The sequence below is a fragment of the Cryobacterium sp. TmT2-59 genome, from assembly GCF_004403545.1.
GTDB lineage: Bacteria > Actinomycetota > Actinomycetes > Actinomycetales > Microbacteriaceae > Cryobacterium > Cryobacterium shii.
Window position 1 is genome coordinate 55702 of record NZ_SOGM01000087.1, and the last position, 16531, is coordinate 72232.

The window sequence follows — 16531 nt, forward strand, 5'->3', positions numbered from 1 at the left end:
GCGCGGGAGAGACCGGGGCAGGGCCGGCGCCGACAACGACCACGGCGACGACGACTCTCAGGCGATCCGGGCCCCGATCGCGCCGATCACCGAATCGAGCATGGCCCCCGACGCGTCGCGTCGTGATCCGGAATCGGGGAGGACGCGCGGAGAACCGTCGGGCCCGACCGCCCGGGCCGGGAGCGGCCCGACCCAGGCGACGGAGATCGTGTCTTCGCCCTTCAGGAACCTTTGGGAGCGCACCCCGCTCGTCGCACGCCCCTTAGCGGGGTACTCGGAGAAGTCCGAGACCTTGGCGCTTCCGGGATCCGTGCCCGGGAGAGTGTGGCTTCCGGTGGCGACCGTGGCGACGACGGCCGTGGCAATGGTCTGCGGGGACAGGCTGGTGAAGAAGACAACGTGGACATCCGCGGCCAGTTTGATGCCGGCCATTCCGCCCGCGGTTCGTCCCTGGGGCCGCACGGTGCTTGCAGGGAAGCGCAGCAGCTGTGAATCGGAGGCGATGAAGACCAGTTCGTCATCCTCCGAGCCCTGCACGGCGCCGACGACCACGTCTGTGGGCTTCAGGGCGATGATCTCGAAGTCGGGCTTGTTCGCCCAGTCATTCACCGTGACCCGCTTGACGGTTCCGAGCCGGGTTCCGAGGGCGATAGATCGATCGGAGTCGAGGGAGACCAGCGCCAGAACCGACTCGCCGCGGTTGGGCAGGGCCAGGTAGTCGCTGACCTTGACCCCGGCCGCGAGCTGGATGGACGACGCGGGCATGACGGGCAGGTCGACGGGGGAGAAGCGGATCAGCCGCCCACGACTGGTGACCGCGCCGATCTCGGTTCTGCTGGTTGTGTCCAACGTGGACAGCACGGCATCGTGTTTGCTGCGGCGCTGGGCGGGCGTGATCCGATCCGGCAGCGCTGCGTCGTCGAGCGGACGATCCACCCGGGCAATCCGGCCGGTGGCGCTCAGGTACACGCGGGTCGGGCTGTCCGTGACCTCGAGGATGGCGGCCTGGCGCTTGGCGGCGGCCCCGGCGATGCTCGGTTTCGCCTCCGTGAGCAGCGTGCGGCGCGGGGTGCCGAACCGCTCCGCCACCGAGGCCAGTTCGTCGGAGACCAGTGAGCGGATGGCCGGTTTGCTGCCCAGCAGTTTCTCCAGGGCCGTGATCTCGGCCAGCAACTGGTCGCGCTCGGCTTCCAGTTCGATCAACGAGAACCGGGTCAGCCGCCGCAGGCGCAGCTCGAGGATGTACTCGGCCTGCACCTGGCTCAGATCGAAGACGTCGATCAGCCGGGTGCGAGCCTGTTCACTGTCCTCGCTGGCGCGGATGACCTGAATGACCTCGTCGATGTCGAGAATGGCGACGAGGAGCCCCTCCACGAGGTGCAAGCGCTCTTTCCTCCGCGCCAGCCGGTAGGCGGAGCGCCGGGTGACGACCTCGATCCGGTGCCCGATGTAGACGAGCAGCAGTTCACGCAGGCCCAGGGTCTGCGGCCCGCCGTCGACGAGCGCCACGGCGTTGATGTTGAAGGAGTCCTCGAGCGGGGTGACCCGGTACAGCTGCTCGAGCACAGCCTCGGGGCTGAACCCGGTCTTGATCCCGATCACCAGGCGCAGGCCCTTGGTGCGGTCGGTGAGGTCCGTGACATCGGAGATGCCGCTCAGCTTCTTGGAGTTGACCCCGTCTTTGATCTTCTCGATCACTCGCTCGGGACCGACCAGGTAGGGGAGCTCCGTGACGACGAGCCCAGCCTTCCGTGCCGTGATGGCTTCAACGGATACGCGCGCCCGGGTCTTGAAGCTGCCGCGGCCGGTCGCGTAGGCATCCTTGATGCCGGCGAGGCCGACAATGGTTCCGCCGGTGGGGAGGTCGGGGCCGGGGACGAACTCCATCAGGTCCTCGAGGGTGGCATTGGGGTGGGCCAGCAGGTGGCGGGCGGCTCCGACGACCTCGATCAGGTTGTGCGGGGCCATGTTCGTGGCCATGCCCACGGCGATGCCGCTCGCACCGTTCACCAGCAAGTTCGGGTACGCCGCCGGCAGCACATCGGGCTGGGTGAGCTGGTTGTCGTAGTTGGGCACGAAGTCAACGACGTCCTCGTCGAGGTTCTCAGTCATGGCCAGCGCCGGCGCGGCGAGGCGGGCTTCCGTGTAGCGGGGCGCGGCCGGGCCGTCGTCCAGGGAGCCGAAGTTGCCGTGGCCGTCGATGAGCGGAACCCGCAGGGTGAATGCCTGCGCCATCCGCACCAGGGCGTCATAGATGGCCGTGTCGCCGTGCGGGTGAAGCTTTCCCATCACCTCGCCGACGACGCGGGCGGATTTGACGTGTCCGCGGTCGGGACGCAGCCCCATCTCGCTCATCTGGTACAGGATGCGGCGCTGGACGGGCTTCAGTCCGTCCCTGGCATCGGGGAGCGCCCGCGAATAGATGACCGAGTACGCGTACTCGAGGAAGGATCCCTGCATCTCGGTGGAGACATCGACGTCCTCGATGCGCTCGGTGAAGGCGGCGGGTGTGGTGCTGTCTGAGCGGCTCATTCGTGGATTCTGCTGAGGCGCGCGTTGCGGGACACGCGCTGGCGGGTAGGCGCTGGATCGATCCGGCCACGTCTATGTCAGACTTGGCGCGATGCCATCCATGCTACCGGCCCGCCAATTCAGCCCTCTGCGCCTTGCCGACGTTCTCGCAAGTTCGCTGTCATCCGTTCTGGGCCGGCCGAACCCGCTGGGCCTCGGCCCGGCCTCGAAAGCGGTCGTGGTGCTCGCTGACGGGCTCGGTGTCAGCTCGCTGCGCGCCCGGGCCGGCCATGCCCGGTTCCTGAACTCGCTGCTGACGAAGACCAGCGTGGTCGACGGTGTCTTCCCGTCGACCACCGCCGCGGGGATTGCGACCCTCACCACCGGGGTTCCGCCCGGTCAGCACGGCCTCGTGGGCTACCGGGTGTTCGACGCCGAGCGCGACCGCGTCGTCAATCAGCTCACGGGCTGGGACGCGGGAATGCAGCCCGAAATCTGGCAACGTCAACGAACCGTCTTCCAGCAGGCCACGGATGCCGGCGTGCCCGGCTTCGCAATCGGCCCCAGGCGCTACGCCGCATCGGGGTTCACCCAGGCCGTGCTGCGCGGGGCCCGCTACGTCTCCGCGGAGAGCCTTGCTGACCGATTCGCAGCGGCCCGGCACCTGCTCGACACGGAGCCGCGCGCCCTGGTCTACCTGTATGTTCCCGAGCTCGATGTGGCGGCCCATGCCCAGGGCTGGGAGTCGGCCAGGTGGCTGGCCGAGCTCGAAACGCTCGATGGCGCCCTCGCGCGCTTCGCCGGGGGGCTCCGCGCCGACGAAGGCCTTCTGGTCACGGCCGACCACGGCATCGTCGACGTCCCCTCCACCCGGCAGGTGCTCTTCGACACCGTGCCGGAGCTGGTCGCGAACGTTCGTCATATCGGGGGCGACCCGCGCTGTGTCCAGCTCTATCTCGAACCGGGGCTCGGCGGCGATTCCGCGCAGGCTCTCGCCGACGCCTGGTCCGACGTGGAGGGGGCGCGAGCGTGGGTGTTCACGAGAGAGGACGCCATCCGGGCCGGACTGTTCGGGGAGATCGCGGCGGAGGTGCGCCCCCGCATCGGGGATGTGATCGTGGCCGCGCGCAAACTCGTGGCCTACTACGATTCCCGCGAATCGAATCAGTCCGCGCGCTCGATGGTCGGCCAGCACGGATCGCTGACCGACGAGGAACTCCGCGTGCCCCTGATCAGGTCAGGGGCCTTCTCGAACTGACCGAGCGGTCAGGACGGGTACTGGCCGCGCTTGACCTGGGGCTTGGGCAGACGCATGGGGCGCAGCTGCAACGCCCGCATCGCGGCATACCAGCGGATGCGCTCCGCTTTGGCTTCGCCGAACTTGGCCTTCACCTTGCGGGTGAGTGTGAAGCCGAGGATGACCGAGTCGACCACGGCGACCAGGAAGAAGGCCCAGAGCGCGAGAATGCCATAGGTCTGCACCGACGGGTCAGGGAAGAAGGTCAGGAGGATCACGAGGAACATCACCGGGATCATGAATTCGCCCACGTTGAAGCGGGCGTCAACATAATCGCGCGCGAAGCGCTTCTGCGGGCCGCGTTCGCGAACCGGGAGGTACTTCTCGTCGCCGGCAGCCATGCCGACCCTGGCCCGGTCCCGTGTCTCGGCCGCCTTGCCCCTGGCCTGCTTGGCCGCGAGCTTACGGTCGTCCGGAACCAGCGGGCGTCGGTTCAACGCCTCTTGCTGCTTCCGGCTGGGCGTCGCCTGCCCCTTGCCGGCGGACTGGCCGGCAGCGAGGCGGGCTCGCGTCTCGTCCGGGGTCTCCATGGATGGTTGTGCGTCTGGGTTCACAGGCTTAGCCACATCAGTTCCTTGCAATCGATTGGCTTAAGATTACCTGATGACCGATATTCGAGAAACAGAGCCCGCGGCAACCTCCCCGGGCGCCTCGGCGCTTCGCACCGCCGTTGAGCGTGGCCTGCCCACGACCATCGCTGACCTGTGTGCCCTCGTCCGGATCCCCTCGGTATCCTGGGACGCTTTCGACGCTGCACAGGTAACTGCCAGCGCGAACGCCGTCGCCGCCCTCGTCCGTGACACCGGGGTCTTCGAGTCGGTCCAGGTCAAGAGGGCCGGCATCCCCGGGGGATCCGGCCTGGGACATCCGGCTGTTCTGGCCACCCGCGCAGCCCGCAACGGGCGCCCGACCGTTCTTCTGTATGCCCACCACGACGTGCAGCCTCCCGGGCAGGACGCCGACTGGGAGTCGAACCCGTTCGAGCCGACGGTGCGCGGGGACCGCCTGTACGGCCGCGGCGCCGCGGACGACAAGGCGGGCGTGCTGGCACACATCGCCGCGATTCGCGCGCTGGTTGAAGCAGAGGGGCCGGAGTTCGATCTCGGACTCGCTGTCTTCATCGAGGGCGAGGAGGAGTTCGGCAGCCGTTCGTTCGCCACCTTCCTCGAGGAGAATCGCGACTCCCTGCGCGCGGACGCGATCGTCGTCGCCGACTCGAGCAACTGGGACATCAACACGCCGGCGCTGACCACCGCGCTGCGCGGCAACGTCACCTTCCGGCTGACCGTGCGCACCCTCGACCACGCCTCCCACTCCGGCATGTTCGGGGGAGCGGTGCCGGATGCCATGATGGCCACCGTCCGCCTTCTCTCCACCCTCTACGCCGACGACGGGTCCGTGGCTGTCGCCGGACTCACCAGCCACGATGCACCCACCCCGGACTACCCGGTCGAGCAATTGCGACGGGAAACCGGTCTCAGCGCGGGCGTCGAGCCGATCGGCCACGGATCCGTGCTCAGCCGGATCTGGTCGCAGCCGGCGATCACCATCACCGGGATCGATGCTCCCTCGGTGGCCAACGCCTCAAATACGCTCTCTCCCGCCGTCTCCGTCCGGATCAGCACCCGGGTCGCCCCCGGACAGCCGGCCCAGGAGGCCCTGGTGGCGTTGGAAGCGCACCTCAGAGCCCACGCGCCGTTCGGTGCCCGTGTCGACATCGATGATGTCGACACGGGGGAGGCCTTCCTGGTCGACACCGGCGGCTGGGCCGTCACCGAGACCCGGAGCGCCATGGCCGAAGCCTGGGGAGTCGAACCGGTGGACATCGGAGTGGGCGGATCCATCCCGTTCATCGCCGATCTCGTGCGAGTCTTCCCCGAGGCCCAAATTCTCGTGACCGGCGTCGAGGACCCCGATTCACGGGCGCACAGCCCGAACGAGTCCCTTCATCTGGGCGTGCTCAAGCGGGCGATCCTCAGTGAGGCCTTCCTGCTCGGACGGCTGAATGACCGTTCAGTCGACTGAACCTGCCCGGCCGCGGAAATTTCGGGAATGCCGGGGAAGACTTATCGGTTTCCCTCGGTAGAATCTCGGTGAGAAACAACGGGAATCTGGCCCGCTGACCAGCAGCGAGAAAGCAACGAGGAGCACCATGACCGACACACTCAGCACCAGTACGGCGGCCCACGGCGTGGGTCTCAGCGCGACCGCGGCCGCGAAGGTGAGGAGCCTCCTGGCCCAGGAAGGCCGTGAGGATCTACGCCTGCGCGTTGCGGTGCAGCCCGGCGGCTGCTCGGGACTCATCTACCAGCTCTACTTCGACGAACGGGTCCTCGAAGGCGACGCCCTCGTCGACTTCGACGGCGTCGAGGTCGTCGTCGACAAGATGAGCGTGCCGTACCTGGATGGCGCGTCCATCGATTTCGAGGACACGATTCAGAAACAGGGTTTCACGATCGACAACCCGAACGCCGGTGGAAGCTGCGCCTGCGGGGACTCCTTCAGCTGATCCCCGGCCGCGGGACGGGCTCGCAAATCGTGTGACTAGAGGCGAATTTGTTACCTCTGCGGGCGCGTTCCTGCACAACCCACGCCCTCCCTCCCAGTAGGCTGGGAACCTATAAAACACTTCCAATGGAGTGTCGTCGAGTCCCACCGAAAGGTAACTGGTGCGCAAAAACCATCGTCTCCGATGGGCTGCAATTCCGATCGCAGCGTCGTTGGCCGTAGTTCTCGCGGGGTGCACTCAAGCCCAGCTTCACGGCTTCCTCCCCGGCTTCGAAGAAGGTCAGCCGGCGGTGACAAACCAGACCGAACGGATCAGTGGCCTGTGGACCACGTCCTGGATTGTGCTTATGATCGTCGGCCTCATCACCTGGGGCTTGACCATCTGGGCAGTGGTCGTCTACCGCCGCCGCAAGGGCCAGACCGGTCTCCCCGTGCAGCTGCGCTACAACATGCCGATCGAGATCTTCTACACGGTCGTTCCCTTGATCCTGGTGGTCGGTTTCTTCGCCTTCACCGCGCGGGACCAGGCTGCGATCGAGGCTCGCTTCGATGCCCCGGACATCAAGGTTGAGGTCATCGGTAAGCAGTGGGCATGGGACTTCAACTACGTGAATGAAGACGTCTTCACGACCGGTGTGCAGGGACAGCCTGACCTCGAGGGGGCCAAGGGGGCCCTGGTCGAATCGGAGATCCCCACGCTCGTCCTTCCCGTCGGCCAGAAGATCGAACTCGCGCTCGAATCCCGCGACGTCATCCACTCCTTCTGGGTCGTTGACTTCCTGTACAAGAAGGACATGATCCCAGGCAAGACCAACTACATGTCGGTCATCCCGGAACGAATCGGTACCTACTCGGGCAAGTGCGCCGAACTCTGCGGAGAGTACCACTCGTTGATGCTGTTCAAGGTCGAAGTCGTCTCCCAGGCCGACTACGCCACCTACATCGACTCTCTCCGTGCTGCAGGAAACGAGGGCCAGGTCGATAATGACTACAAGCGCAACTCGAATCTTCCGGGCACATCCGCCCCGACGGCTCAGGAGGGCAACTAAGCCATGAGTACAACCACTGCTCCCACAACGCCGGCCGCCACTCGTCGCCCCACGGGAGTCGAGCGCAAGGGCAACGTCCTGGTCAGATGGATCACGTCCACCGACCACAAGGTCATCGGGTACATGTACCTGATCACCTCCTTCGTCTACTTTTGTCTGGCCGGCGTCATGGCCCTCGTCATCCGCGCGCAGCTCTTCGCGCCCGGTCTCGAGGTCGTTCAGACCAAGGAACAGTACAACCAGCTCTTCACCATGCACGGCACGATCATGTTGCTCATGTTCGCGACACCGCTCTTCTTCGGCTTCGCGAACTCGCTGATGCCGCTTCAGATCGGCGCTCCGGACGTGGCGTTCCCTCGTTTGAACGCATTCTCCTTCTGGGCGTTCTTCTTCGGCAGCCTCGTTGCCGTCGGCGGATTCCTCACCCCGCAGGGGGCGGCGTCCTTCGGCTGGTTCGCGTACCAGCCGCTCGCCAGCACGACCTTCTCACCGGGTGTCGGCGGAAACCTCTGGATGGTCGGTCTCGGCCTCAGCGGGTTCGGAACCATCCTCGGCGCCGTGAACTTCATCACCACGATCATCACCATGCGTGCGCCCGGAATGACCATGTTCCGAATGCCCATCTTCACCTGGAACACGCTGGTCACCTCGATCCTGGTCCTGATGGCGTTCCCGGTTCTCGCTGCCGCCCTTCTGGCTGCCGCGTCCGACCGCATCTTCCTGTCGCACATCTACGACCCGGCCAACGGCGGTGCCATCCTGTGGCAGCACCTGTTCTGGTTCTTCGGGCACCCCGAGGTGTACATCATCGCGCTGCCGTTCTTCGGCATCGTTTCGGAGGTCTTCCCGGTCTTCAGCCGCAAACCGATCTTCGGGTACAAGACGTTGATCTACGCGACCATTTCCATCGCCGCGCTGTCCGTCGCCGTCTGGGCCCACCACATGTACGTCACAGGCTCTGTGCTGCTGCCGTTCTTCTCTCTGATGACGATGCTGATCGCCGTCCCGACCGGGGTGAAGATCTTCAACTGGATCGGCACGATGTGGCGCGGATCACTGACCTTCGAGACCCCGATGCTCTGGGCGCTCGGCTTCCTGGTCACCTTCACCTTCGGTGGCCTCACCGGAGTGATCCTGGCATCGCCCCCGCTCGACTTCCACGTCTCGGACACCTACTTCGTCGTCGCCCACTTCCACTACGTCATCTTCGGCACCGTGGTCTTCGCGATGTTCAGCGGGTTCTACTTCTGGTGGCCCAAATGGACCGGCAAGATGCTCAACGAGAGCCTCGGCAAGTGGCACTTCTGGTTCCTGTTCATCGGTTTCCACACCACGTTCCTGGTGCAGCACTGGCTCGGAGTCGTCGGAATGCCGCGTCGCTACGCGTCGTACTCGCCTGAGGACGGTTTCACCTGGATGAACCAGGTGTCGACGATCGGGTCGGTCATTCTCGCCGTGTCGATGATTCCGTTCTTCCTGAACGTGTACATCACCGCTCGCAAGGCGCCGCTCGTCACGGTCAACGACCCGTGGGGCTACGGTGCGTCGCTCGAGTGGGCCACGTCCTGCCCGCCGCCGCGTCACAACTTCACCTCGATTCCGCGCATCCGTTCCGAGCGTCCGGCGTTCGACCTGAACCACCCTGAGGTCGCGATGCCCGTCGGAATCGGCCCCGGCAAGGATGCTCCGGACTCGCCCACGTATGACGCGATATCGAAGAAGGTCAAGTAATGAGAGCCAACGTCAACCTGCTGTGGATTCTCACGGGGTTCTTCGTCGTCGTTGCGACCGCGTACACGGTCTGGGGTCTCATTGACCCGAGTCAAGGGCGAGTGGAGTGGGCCGGAACCTTCGTCCTGAGCCTCTGCGCAGTGTTCGTCGCGTTCGTCGCGTTCTATCTCAGCCGAGTGCATGGCGCCCAGGGCGGCGAGCTTCCCGAGGACCGTCTCGACGCGAACATCGATGACGGCGACCCAGAGGTTGGTTTCTACAGCCCCTGGAGCTGGTGGCCGATCCTGCTCGCAGGTAGCGCCGCGCTGCTTTTCATGGGACTCGCCGTCGGGGTCTGGATCTCGATCATCGCCCTCGGCATCGGCATCATCTGCCTGGTCGGTTGGGTCTACGAGTACTACCGCGGGAACTTCGCGCGTTGATCTTATTCACGGGTTCCCACACGGGGATTCGGCGGCGTCCGGGACACTGTCCCGGACGCCGTTTTTGCGTTTTCCCGAGACGGCATCCGCGCCGGGTTCGCCACTTCCGGTCGACTTCGCCCCGCACACCTGCCGAACTCGACCGGAACAGGCGAGCTCGGTGGTGGCGCGCCAGCAACATTCGGGCCTCGGCGCCTGGCGCTGACTGCGGCAGACCGGTGGGCGCTGCACGCGCGGCGCTCATCGCGACGGGTAAGCCAGCCGCCGGAAGCTCAACAGGTGGAACGCGGCGGTCACCGTCTGCACGGCGCTGAGCTGGTCCGTTAGAGCGCCTGCATCGGTGTGGTGGGCAGAGGGCCCCATGCCGATTAGAGCTGCGATCTGGATCGGCTCCAGGCTGAGCGTCGAGCACAGGTCTTCTGCGGCCTCCAGTCGGAAGAAGGGAGCCAGAGTCTCGACGAGGTGGGCGACCTTGTTGGACGGCACGTCCAGGGCCAGCCCGGCCTGCCGGAGCTCACGCAGGTGGCGCTCCTGCGGCACGACGACGGCCAACAGGCCGTCATCCGTGAGGATTCGATGGAACTCGGGAGGATTACGGGGGGCAAAGACGTTGAGGAGCACGTCGGCTGCCCCGTCCCGCACCGGCAGGGGAGACCAGACATCCGCTACCAACCCGTCAACGCCGCTCTGACCGGCGACCGTGCGCCCCACGGCGGAGGGGGAGAGATCCATGCCCAGGACACGTATGCCGGGAACCCGGTCCAGAATGCCCCTCAGGTAGTAGCCGGTGCCGCAACCGATGTCGAGGAGACGGCCGGGGTGCTCTGCCGCGACCCGGTCCGCGATTCGGTCACGGAGTGGGTCGTACCATCCCGTGCCCAGGAACAGGTCCCGGGCATCGACCATCGCGATGCTGTCGCCGATCAATCGTCGTGCCTGGCCGGCGAGGGAAACGAATCCGCGCTTGTTCACGTCGAAGGAATGGCCGGCGTCACACTTCAGGACGAGGGCACCGCCCGGATGAAGGGGGAGAGAACAGTTCGGGCACCGAAGCCACTCCGACAGGGTCTGGAGGGACATCGATGCCCGTTCTGTTGTTGTGATGGAGGGCCTAGTGGTGATCCCCGTGTGCCTGCTCGAGTTCTGTATTGTTCACCGGTGCAATCCGGTCCTCGAAGAACCAGCGAGACAGTCCGGCGCGCGCCTTCTGCCCAACGGTGATCTTGCCATCGGCGTTCGGGCGGATCATCAGGGGCTTGTAGTCGTTGTAGCTGACCAGTTTCCAGCGATCGTACTCGTCGACGGGCTGGTGCACCTCGATGTACTCGCCGCCGGGCAGGCGTACGATGCGACCCGACTCGTAGCCGTGCAGGACGATCTCCCGGTCCTTCTTCTGCAGGGCAAGGCAGATGCGCTTGGCCACGAAGAAGGCGATGAACGGTCCGACCAGGACGAGGAACTGCATCGTGTGGATGACACCCTCCATCGTCACCGAGAAGTGCGTGGCGATGATGTCGGAGGATGCGGTTGCCCACAGGGCGGCGTAGAAGGTCACGCCGGCCGCGCCGATGGCGGTGCGGGTCGGGGCATTCCGAGGGCGGTCCAGGATGTGGTGCTCACGCTTGTCGCCGGTCACCCACGCTTCGATGAAGGGGTAGATCAGTACGACGAGGATGAACAGGCCGAGGCTGATCAGCGGGATCAGGATGTTGAACGACCAGGTGCGGTCGAGCCAGACGAACTCGAGTCCCGGCGGAATCAGGCGCAGGGCGCCGTCAGCGAATCCGATGTACCAGTCAGGCTGCGTTCCGGCGGAGACGGGGGAGGGGTCGTACGGGCCGTAGTTCCAGATCGGGTTGATCGTGAACAGCGACGCCATCAGCATGACCACGCCGAAGACGATGAAGAAGAATCCGCCGGCCTTCGCTGCGTAGACCGGAAGTACCGGGTAACCGACCACGTTCTGGTTGGTGCGGCCCGCTCCGGGGTACTGCGTGTGCTTGTGGACGACCACGAACAGGAGGTGCATCGCGATCAAGGCAACGATGATGGCCGGCAGTAGCAGAATATGCAGCGAGTAGAGACGCCCGACAATCTGTTCGCCGGGGAACTCGCCACCGAAGAGAAGGAACGAGATCCAGGTGCCGATCAGGGGGATTCCCTTGACCATTCCGTCGATGATGCGCAGACCGTTGCCGGAGAGAAGGTCGTCGGGGAGGGAATAGCCCGTGAATCCTTCCGCCATGGCCAGGATGAACAGGATGAACCCGATGATCCAGTTCAGCTCACGGGGCTTGCGGAAGGCACCCGTGAAGTAGATGCGCAGCATGTGCAGGCCAATAGCCGCCACGAAGAGCAGGGCCGCCCAGTGGTGGACCTGGCGCATGAGCAGTCCGCCACGGATGTCGAAGGAGATGTCGAGCGACGAAGCCATCGCCGCGGACATCTCAACACCCTTGAGCGGCATGAACGAACCGTCGTACTCGACCGGCGTCATGGAGGCGTGGAAGAAGAAGGTCAGGAAGGACCCGGACAACAGGATGATGACGAAGCTGTAGAGGGCCACCTCACCGAGCAGGAAGGACCAGTGGTCCGGGAAGATCTTCCGACCCAATTCCTTGACCGCCGTCGAGATGCTGGTGCGCTCGTCGATGTAGTTTGCGGCGGCGCCGGTCAGGCCGCCGGACTTCTTGGTCTCGACCAATTCAGTGGTCGTCGTTGCAGTACTCAATGCCGCTCCCAGAAGCTCGGTCCGACGGGTTCAGTGAAATCGCTCTGTGCGATGAGGTAGCCCTCTGAGTCTACCGCGATGGGCAGCTGCGGAAGCGGGCGTTTGGCCGGCCCGAAGATGACCTCACAGTGGTTGGTGACGTCGAACTGCGACTGGTGGCACGGACACAACAGGTTGTGCGTCTGCTGCTCGTACAGCGCGACGGGGCATCCGACGTGCGTGCAGATCTTGGAGTAGGCCACGATTCCGTCATACGACCAGCCCTTGCGTTCGGGCAGCTCGTTCAGGTCTTCGGGCTTGAGGCGCATCAGGAGAACGGCTGCTTTGCCCTTCTCTTCCAGTTTGCCGTGCTCGAGGTCCTGGAGGCCCTCGGGAATCACATGGAATGCGGAGCCCAGGGTGACGTCGGAAGCCTTGATCGGCGTACCGGTCGGGTCGATCGCGAGGCGGGTGCCCGCCTTCCACATGGTGTGGCTGAGAAGTGCGGACGGGTTGGTGTCCATCGGGCCGAGGCCGCGGAAGAGCACAACAGCGGGCAGCGGGAAGGCGATCAGCGCGCCGATGAGGCTGTTGCGAATGAGGCTGCGGCGTCCGATCCCGGACTCCACATTGGCCTCGTGGAAGATCTCGACGGCTCGCGTGCGGGTCTCGTCCGTTCCTCGGACGGGATGACGCTCGTCAATGCCCTCATGGTCGAACATCAGCGCCTTGCCCCAGTGCACCGCCCCGATGCCGATGGCCATCAGCGCCAGGGTGAGGCCCAGCCCGATGAACAGGTTGTTCAGGCGAACGGAACCAGGGTCTTCCGGGATGATCGGGAACACCATGTACGCCACGATGGCGAACACGCTTCCAACGATCGACAGGTAGAAGAGCGTGTAGACAGTGCGCTCGGCCTGACGTTCTGCGCTCGGGTCGAGGTCGGTGACACGTGGGCGGTGCGGAGGAAAGCCCGGGTTGGCCACGGCGTCGCGAACGACTACGGCGGTGCCTGCGGGAGCCCCCTCATGCCCGACTGTCGACGAGTCAGCAGCGGTCAGGTCCTTCCCGCTGTTATCGTCCTTGGCCATTATTCTCCTTCATCGGAAGTTCTGTGTGAGACATGTTGTATGCGTGAGCGTCGACGGTCAGTTCGACTTCGCTGTGATCCACACCGTTAGGGCGACGATCGAGCCGAGGCCGAAGATCCAGAGGAACAGGCCCTCTGATACCGGTCCGAGAGAGCCGAGTGCGAGGCCGCCGGGAGAGGGGGTCTTCTCCAGGTACTTGAGGTACGTGATGATGTCCCGCTTGCTCTCCGGGGAGATGTTCATGTCGTTGAACACGGGCATGCTCTGCGGACCGGTGACCATGGCCTCGTAGATGTGGGCCTCGGTGACACCCTTGAGGTTCGGGGCGTATTTTCCGGCCGTCAGGGCCCCACCGGCGCCGGCGACGTTGTGGCACATGGCGCAGTTGATGCGGAAGAGCTCGGCGCCGTTGGCAGCGTTACCCTCGGCGTCGAGGAGACTCGCGTCCGGCTTACCCGGTCCCGGGGCCAGGGACGCGACGTAGGCGGCGAGCGAGGCGATCTGCTCCTCCGTGAACTGCACCTTCTTCTTCTGGGCCTGCGGTCCGTTCATCTGCATGGGCATGCGACCGGTGCCGACCTGGAAGTCGACGGCTGCCGCGCCGACGCCGATCAGGCTGGGTCCGCTGCCGGAGCCCTGTGCGGCAAGTCCGTGGCAGGTTGCGCAGTTGGCGGCGAAGAGCTTCTGGCCCTCGCCGACCGTCTGCTGTGACGTGGCGTTGGTCTCGGCGCTAGCGGTGCTCGTGCTGAACGCTGCGTACGCACCGCCGGTGAAGAGGAGGCCGATCGCGATGAGAGCGACACTGGCCAGTGGACTGCGGCGCCCGGCCTTGCGGCCTCGGGGCTGCTTGGGGGTGTTAAACGTGGTCATACGTGTTGTCCACTCCGAGTTTCTATTTAAGTACGTAAATGACGAGGAAGAGACCGATCCACACAACGTCGACGAAGTGCCAGTAGTAGGACACCACGATCGCGCTGGTCGCCTCTTTGTGGCCGAAGTTCTTGACGGCAAATGCACGTCCGATGACGAGCAGGAACGCGAGGAGACCTGCGGTCACGTGGATGCCGTGGAACCCGGTGGTGAGGTAGAACGCGGAACCGTAGGCGTTGCTGGCCAGCGTCACGCCCTCGGAAACGAGGGTCGCGTACTCGAACACCTGGCCGGAAACGAAGATCGCACCCAGGGCGTAGGTGAGGAAGAACCACTCGACCATGCCCCACTGGCTCGGCTTCCAGCCCGTCGACCTGGACTGAAGACGCTCCGCCGCGAAAACACCGAACTGGCAGGTCACGGAGGACGACACCAGAATGAGCGTGTTGATCAGCGCGAACGTGAAGCCGTGCTTCGCGGTCTCGGCCTGCCACAACTCCGGCGAGGTCGATCGCAGAGTGAAGTAGATGGCAAAGAGCCCGGCGAAGAACATGACTTCGCTGCCCAACCAGACAATGGTGCCAACAGCCACGCTGTTTGGCCGGTTAACAACGGGCGCATTGACCGTATAAGAAATTGAGGGGCTCGTCACCGTTCCATTATGGCCGATTTCCGCCCCGGATATTCTCAACCGGGCATGCCTGTCGCGCTTTTGTTCGAATGACTACCGGATCGAAACAAACCGGCCCTCATCGCCGAATTCTGCATGGGGGATCCTTCTCGCTAAAATTGATTCATGCTTGAAATTCAGTCTTGGCCGAACGTCATCAGCGCGCTGCTCTCCGGTGAGGATCTAAGCGTGTCAGACGCGGCGTGGAGCATGGAACAGGTCATGCTCGGGGAGGCGACGCCGGCGCAGTTGGCCGGCTTTCTGGTGGCCTTGCGGGCCAAGGGAGAAACGGTCGATGAAATCGTCGGTTTCCGGGACGCGATCCTCGACTATGCCGTGCCCTTACCGGTGAACCCCATGGCACTGGACATCGTCGGCACGGGCGGTGACCGGTTCGGCACCGTCAACATCTCCACCATGGCGTCGATCGTGTGCGCAGGGGCGGGAGTGCCGGTGATCAAGCACGGGAATCGAGCCGCAAGCTCGGCTTCGGGCGCCTCGGACGTCTTGTCGGCGCTCGGCATCGATCTGACCATGTCCGCGGAGAAGGTGGCCGAGACGCTGGAAACGGCCGGGATCACGTTCGCATATGCGGCAGGCTTTCACCCAGGTTTCCGTCACGCTGCGGTTGCCCGCCGAGAACTGGGCATTCCGACCGTGTTCAACTATCTCGGTCCGCTCTGCAATCCGGCTCGACCGGAAGCGTCTGCGGTCGGCGTCGCCGCCCTCGACCGGGTTCCGCTCATCGTCGGCGTGTTTCAAACTCGAGGCGCGACGGCGCTCGTCTTCCGCGGGGACGACGGTCTCGATGAGCTCACCACGACGGGTCACAGCCACGTGTGGGAAGTATCGAGGGGCCTCGTGACGGAGCACGACATCGATCCGCGCGATTTGGGCCTTCGTCGGGCCAGGATGAGTGAGCTCGTGGGCGGTGATGCGGAGCACAACGCCGCCGTCGTGCACTCGATGCTGGCCGGCCAGGACGATGCGGTGCGGGAAATCGTCTTGCTGAACGCGGCAGCCGGCCTGGTGGCCTTCGATCTCGCGAACGATCCCGCACAGGCGCAGGTCAATATCCTCGACCGGTTCCGCACGAAAATGGCCGTGGCCGCGGAGTCTGTCGACTCCGGGGCGGCCACGGCCAAACTCGCCGCCTGGGTCGCGTCCAGCCAGGCCTGAACCGGGCTCTAGACGACGTCCTCGTCGACCCAGCCGAAGGTCTTGGTGACCGCCTTCTTCCAGTTGCGGAGCTGACGGCCGCGCTCTTCTTCGGACATGCTCGGCGTCCAGCGGCTGTCTTCCTGCCAGTGGGACCGGAGCTCGTCGAGGTCGCTCCAGAAGCCGACCGCCAGCCCGGCCGCGTAAGCGGCGCCGAGGGCAGTCGTCTCGGCAACGACCGGGCGCACCACCGGCACTCCGATGATATCGGCCTGGAACTGCATCAGGAGGTTGTTCGCGATCATCCCGCCGTCGACCTTCAGCTCAGCCAGGGGCACGCCGGAGTCGGCATTGACCGCATCGAGGACTTCCCTGGTCTGGAAGGCCGTGGCTTCCAGGGCCGCGCGCGCGATGTGGCCCTTGTTCACGTACCGGGTCAGTCCGACCAGTGCGCCGCGGGCATCCGCACGCCAGTACGGCGCGAACAGGCCGGAGAAGGCGGGAACGAAGTAGG

At 65.0% G+C, this 16531-nt stretch carries 15 protein-coding genes; 7 read left to right on the forward strand and 8 right to left on the reverse strand.

Annotated elements, in window-relative coordinates; genetic code table 11:
• Positions 1-57 precede the first annotated feature (57 nt).
• Positions 58-2532 (reverse strand): DNA topoisomerase IV subunit A, encoded by a 2475-nt coding sequence (locus tag E3T24_RS13665; protein WP_134364876.1) that lies wholly within the window; start codon positions 2530-2532, stop codon positions 58-60.
• Positions 2533-2623: 91 nt separating this feature from the next.
• Between E3T24_RS13665 and E3T24_RS13670 the strand changes: the two genes are divergently transcribed.
• Entirely contained in the window at positions 2624-3769 is a 1146-nt protein-coding gene (locus tag E3T24_RS13670) for a nucleotide pyrophosphatase/phosphodiesterase family protein (protein ID WP_134364875.1), read from the forward strand.
• 8 nt (positions 3770-3777) lie between these two features.
• On the opposite strand, the gene E3T24_RS13675 is transcribed toward E3T24_RS13670, so the two are convergent.
• Entirely contained in the window at positions 3778-4338 is a 561-nt protein-coding gene (locus tag E3T24_RS13675; RefSeq protein ID WP_134364928.1) for a DUF3043 domain-containing protein, read from the reverse strand.
• Positions 4339-4411: 73 nt separating this feature from the next.
• Here E3T24_RS13675 and E3T24_RS13680 point away from each other — a divergent pair, with 73 nt between their 5' ends.
• From E3T24_RS13680 to E3T24_RS13700, 5 genes are all read left to right on the forward strand, one after another.
• Entirely contained in the window at positions 4412-5833 is a 1422-nt protein-coding gene (locus tag E3T24_RS13680; protein ID WP_134364874.1) for a dipeptidase, read from the forward strand.
• A gap of 127 nt (positions 5834-5960) precedes the next feature.
• Entirely contained in the window at positions 5961-6317 is a 357-nt protein-coding gene (gene erpA, locus E3T24_RS13685; RefSeq protein ID WP_134364873.1) for an iron-sulfur cluster insertion protein ErpA, read from the forward strand.
• A 160-nt stretch (positions 6318-6477) separates the two neighbouring features.
• A complete protein-coding gene (gene coxB / locus E3T24_RS13690; protein WP_134364872.1) occupies positions 6478-7365 on the forward strand; it encodes a cytochrome c oxidase subunit II in 888 nt (295 codons plus the stop codon).
• 3 nt (positions 7366-7368) lie between these two features.
• The gene (gene ctaD / locus E3T24_RS13695; RefSeq protein WP_134364871.1) at positions 7369-9096 is read left to right on the forward strand and encodes a cytochrome c oxidase subunit I; all 1728 of its coding nucleotides are present in this window, start codon (positions 7369-7371) and stop codon (positions 9094-9096) included.
• A complete protein-coding gene (locus E3T24_RS13700; protein WP_134364870.1) occupies positions 9096-9518 on the forward strand; it encodes a cytochrome c oxidase subunit 4 in 423 nt (140 codons plus the stop codon). The genes ctaD and E3T24_RS13700 overlap by 1 nt, the downstream gene beginning before the upstream one ends.
• Positions 9519-9758: 240 nt before the next feature.
• Here the strand turns inward: E3T24_RS13700 and E3T24_RS13705 are convergent, their stop codons facing one another.
• The 5 genes from E3T24_RS13705 to E3T24_RS13725 form a co-directional block, all read right to left on the reverse strand.
• Positions 9759-10490, reverse strand: coding sequence for a methyltransferase domain-containing protein (locus E3T24_RS13705; protein WP_160140998.1), 732 nt, complete (start codon positions 10488-10490; stop codon positions 9759-9761).
• A 139-nt stretch (positions 10491-10629) separates the two neighbouring features.
• Complete coding sequence (locus E3T24_RS13710) at positions 10630-12222, reverse strand: ubiquinol-cytochrome c reductase cytochrome b subunit (RefSeq protein ID WP_134364927.1); 1593 nt, start codon at positions 12220-12222, stop codon at positions 10630-10632.
• Between the two features lie 23 nt (positions 12223-12245).
• Positions 12246-13319 carry a ubiquinol-cytochrome c reductase iron-sulfur subunit gene (locus E3T24_RS13715; RefSeq protein WP_134364868.1) on the reverse strand — a complete coding sequence of 358 codons (1074 nt, stop codon included), beginning with the start codon at positions 13317-13319 and terminating at the stop codon, positions 12246-12248.
• Positions 13320-13376: 57 nt separating this feature from the next.
• Complete coding sequence (locus E3T24_RS13720; protein WP_134364867.1) at positions 13377-14189, reverse strand: cytochrome c; 813 nt, start codon at positions 14187-14189, stop codon at positions 13377-13379.
• Between the two features lie 22 nt (positions 14190-14211).
• On the reverse strand, positions 14212-14841 hold the full coding sequence (locus tag E3T24_RS13725; RefSeq protein ID WP_174235661.1) for a heme-copper oxidase subunit III: 630 nt from the start codon (positions 14839-14841) through the stop codon (positions 14212-14214).
• Positions 14842-14985: 144 nt separating this feature from the next.
• On the opposite strand from E3T24_RS13725, the gene trpD reads away from it, so the two are divergent.
• Complete coding sequence (gene trpD, locus E3T24_RS13730) at positions 14986-16038, forward strand: anthranilate phosphoribosyltransferase (protein ID WP_134364865.1); 1053 nt, start codon at positions 14986-14988, stop codon at positions 16036-16038.
• A gap of 8 nt (positions 16039-16046) precedes the next feature.
• On the opposite strand, the gene E3T24_RS13735 is transcribed toward trpD, so the two are convergent.
• Positions 16047-16531 (reverse strand): FGGY-family carbohydrate kinase (locus tag E3T24_RS13735; protein WP_241978706.1); only part of this gene is annotated, 485 nt, incomplete at its 5' end.

Coding starts and splice junctions, on each gene's coding strand:
- E3T24_RS13715 (WP_134364868.1), bottom strand. CDS start 13,319: ATGGCCAAGGACGATAACAGCGGGAAGGACCTGACCGCTGCTGACTCG.
- trpD (WP_134364865.1), top strand. CDS start 14,986: ATGCTTGAAATTCAGTCTTGGCCGAACGTCATCAGCGCGCTGCTCTCC.
- erpA (WP_134364873.1), top strand. CDS start 5,961: ATGACCGACACACTCAGCACCAGTACGGCGGCCCACGGCGTGGGTCTC.
- E3T24_RS13665 (WP_134364876.1), bottom strand. CDS start 2,532: ATGAGCCGCTCAGACAGCACCACACCCGCCGCCTTCACCGAGCGCATC.
- E3T24_RS13670 (WP_134364875.1), top strand. CDS start 2,624: ATGCCATCCATGCTACCGGCCCGCCAATTCAGCCCTCTGCGCCTTGCC.
- ctaD (WP_134364871.1), top strand. CDS start 7,369: ATGAGTACAACCACTGCTCCCACAACGCCGGCCGCCACTCGTCGCCCC.
- E3T24_RS13680 (WP_134364874.1), top strand. CDS start 4,412: ATGACCGATATTCGAGAAACAGAGCCCGCGGCAACCTCCCCGGGCGCC.
- E3T24_RS13700 (WP_134364870.1), top strand. CDS start 9,096: ATGAGAGCCAACGTCAACCTGCTGTGGATTCTCACGGGGTTCTTCGTC.
- E3T24_RS13720 (WP_134364867.1), bottom strand. CDS start 14,189: ATGACCACGTTTAACACCCCCAAGCAGCCCCGAGGCCGCAAGGCCGGG.
- E3T24_RS13675 (WP_134364928.1), bottom strand. CDS start 4,338: ATGGAGACCCCGGACGAGACGCGAGCCCGCCTCGCTGCCGGCCAGTCC.